This is a genomic window from Clostridium sp., assembly GCF_016650095.1.
Taxonomy (GTDB): domain Bacteria; phylum Bacillota; class Clostridia; order Clostridiales; family Clostridiaceae; genus Clostridium_AD.
The window spans coordinates 1-2,971 of record NZ_JAENWL010000410.1 but is presented as its reverse complement, the minus strand read 5'-3'; the positions used below and the strand labels follow the sequence as shown (position 1 = coordinate 2,971).

Below are 2,971 nucleotides of genomic sequence, written 5' to 3'. Positions count from 1 at the left end.
TTTTCAGTTGGTGCTTTTTTGCTACTAGCATTTTGCACTAAATCCAAAATTTTTGCTAGAGTTGATTCCCCAAATTCTTTTTTCACCTCTATAGTTAACAAACCATTTTTATTAATGCACCCAGCCAAAATCTCATCCCCGCTTTTAACTTGTCTTGGAACTGATTCACCAGTTAAAGCAGCTGTATCTACTAATGACTTACCTTCCATAACAATACCATCTAAAGGCACTTTTTCTCCCGGCTTTACTATTATAATATCTCCTATGTGTACTTCCTCTGGATCTACTTTTCTAATTTCATCTTTAAACTTTTTATTTGCATAATCTGGCCTTATATCCATAAGTGCAGATATAGATTTTCTCGATTTATTTACAGCGATGTCTTGGAAAAATTCTCCTACTTGGTAAAAAAGCATAACACCAACGCCTTCTGGATATTGTCCTATAGAAAATGCGCCCACTGTAGCGAGTGCCATTAAGAAATTTTCATCAAAAATTTGACCTGTTAATATATTACGTACGGCAACTATTAGGACTTCCCCACCAATTAATAAATAACTTATGAAGAATAAAGCAAATTCAACTAGATGATTTAGTTTAAATACAATTGCAATGATAAAAATTGCTACACCTACAGAAAAACGTACGAGTTTATTTTTATTATTCCCTTCTTCAGCATGTTCATGTCCGTGATCATGATCATGAGTGTGACTGTAGTTATGATTTTTCTCTACATGTACATGACCTTCTTTGTCATGCTTAAATGTATTTACATTCTTTGGTATAACCTTAACATTAGGTTCTATCTTCTTAATTATTTTTTTTGTTTCATCTATAACATTTAACATTATTTCTTCACTCTTAAATTGAATTATTAGGCTTTTACTTATAAAATTAATATTTGCATCTAATACCCCATCTAATTTCTTACATTGAGCTTCAATTTTATTTGCACAATTAGCACAACCTAGACCCTCTAAAATGAATTCCCTTTTTATTGTAGTATCCATTTTTTCACCCGCTTTCAAAATTTTTATCGATTTTTTATTTTGAATTTTGCTGTATGTAATAGAATATTATTTAACTTCTTTTTTGTGCCAGTTGTATATACTTTAATGACATTTCAGAAGGAAAGTCTCCCCCTTCTAAATTGGGAGGATAACAGTTGAGAATTGTTATCTACCCCAGAGACCTACCCAGAGGATAACTACTCTAGCAAAATAAAACTTCAGTGGGAATATAAATCTCCTTCTGAAGTCGTTAATATGCAGCTCCGCAGGAGATGATTTAACGCCTTATTTGTTATCAATATAATCTTATCTAAGTTCCTTTATGTGTATAAGTCCTTGATCGAAAATATGTTTAACATGATCGTCATCCAATGAATAGTATACAACCTTACCTTCGCGCCTATACTTCACAAGTCTAGCATTCTTAAGCACACGAAGTTGATGTGAAATGGCTGATTGAGTCATAGTAAGAAGAGCTGCTATGTCGCAAACACACATTTCAGTTTCGAATAACACACAAAGAATTTTAATTCTTGTACTATCTCCAAAAACTTTAAAAAGCTCTGCCAAGTCATATAATGTTTCCTCTTGTGGTATTGATTTTCTTACTTTTTCAACTACATCTTCATGTACCGAAGAAAAAGCACAAACTTCTATATTTTTTCCCATATATTATCCTCCATTCATATGAACATATGAATCATTGTTCATGTGTTCATTATATGGCACCAATGTATGCTTGTCAAGAAACAAATTGCAACTTGTTACAATTTGTTGGGGACGGTTAAGAACTTTTTAAATATTAGCTTATAATCCCAATTTACAGAGTGGGATTATAAGCTAATCAATAAAAAAAAGGTACAAGTTTTAATAAAAACTTGTACCTTAGGGATATGAAAATAAATAACTAAAATAAAAGACCTACACCCATTAAGTTACTTTATATGGTAACTTTTGTCAAGTATTACCTTCTACCCTATAAGCTCTTTATGACAACCTTTTTCTAGAATTTCACCCTTTGCTAAACTATAGATAGTATCACACCTCATAACGTCATATTTTTATTTATTCACTAAAAAAAACAGCAAAATATTAAATGATAAAATATCATAAATTATGAAATAATATGATACAATTTATATCTAATGGGGTGATAAATTTGAAACTTGAATTATTAAGAGCTAATACGGAAATGGAAGAGCAATATTGTGCCTTTATTAATGAATGGGAAAACAATGGCGAAGCAATAGTTCCATATGCTGTAAAATTATTAGATATGGATTATAAATCATGGCTTTCGTATACGTACAAAATTGAAACTGTGGATAACTGTCCATCACACTTAGTTCCCGCACATACATTCTTCTTAGTTTTAGACAATAAAAGAATTATAGGAGCAATAAATATTAGACATTCTCTAAATGACTATTTATTTAATTTTGGCGGTCATATTGGTTATGGAATTCGCAAATCCGAGAGAAAAAAAGGTTATGCAACATTGATGCTATCTATGGCTTTACCAATAGCAAAAGAACTTGGAATCAATAAAATTTTAATTACCTGCAATAAAAATAATGCAGGCTCTGCTAAAACTATAATAAAAAATGGTGGAGTTTTAGAAAATGAAGTTAAGGATGATGGCGAAATAACTCAAAGATATTGGATAGAAGTTTGATTAATTAATTAACCATTAAATCATCACCTGCCATGGTCCATAGAGCGACTTAAGATGGAGATTCACCTACTTTTAGACTCTCTTAGGGCAGATAACAATTATCAATTGTTATCCCCCACCTCAATAAATGGCACCCCTCCGTTCTTAAATGTCTTAATCTTTAATCTTATATATAATATCAATTTTGATATTAACTCTTTTTTCTCATATTATGCTAACAAAAGTATATATTGCGTAAAATGCATTTGAACAAGCCTTAGTAATTCTTAATTTATTTTATTTGCAG

The 2,971-nt window shown here is 30.8% G+C and carries 3 protein-coding genes; 1 reads left to right on the top strand and 2 read right to left on the bottom strand.

What is annotated here, in order from left to right:
* Positions 1-1,010, bottom strand: a 1,010-nt coding sequence (locus JJE11_RS17175) for a cation transporter (RefSeq protein WP_291637832.1), incomplete at its 3' end; no start/stop codon positions are given.
* A gap of 306 nt (positions 1,011-1,316) precedes the next feature.
* Positions 1,317-1,679, bottom strand: a complete 363-nt coding sequence (locus JJE11_RS17170) for a metalloregulator ArsR/SmtB family transcription factor (RefSeq protein ID WP_291637830.1) — start codon at positions 1,677-1,679, stop codon at positions 1,317-1,319.
* 490 nt (positions 1,680-2,169) lie between these two features.
* On the opposite strand from JJE11_RS17170, the gene JJE11_RS17165 reads away from it, so the two are divergent.
* Positions 2,170-2,685, top strand: a complete 516-nt coding sequence (locus tag JJE11_RS17165) for a GNAT family N-acetyltransferase (protein ID WP_291637828.1) — start codon at positions 2,170-2,172, stop codon at positions 2,683-2,685.
* Positions 2,686-2,971 lie beyond the last annotated feature (286 nt).

Excerpts from the sequence above, each read along its gene's own strand:
- JJE11_RS17170 (WP_291637830.1), bottom strand. The coding sequence starts at position 1,679 with ATGGGAAAAAATATAGAAGTTTGTGCTTTTTCTTCGGTACATGAAGAT.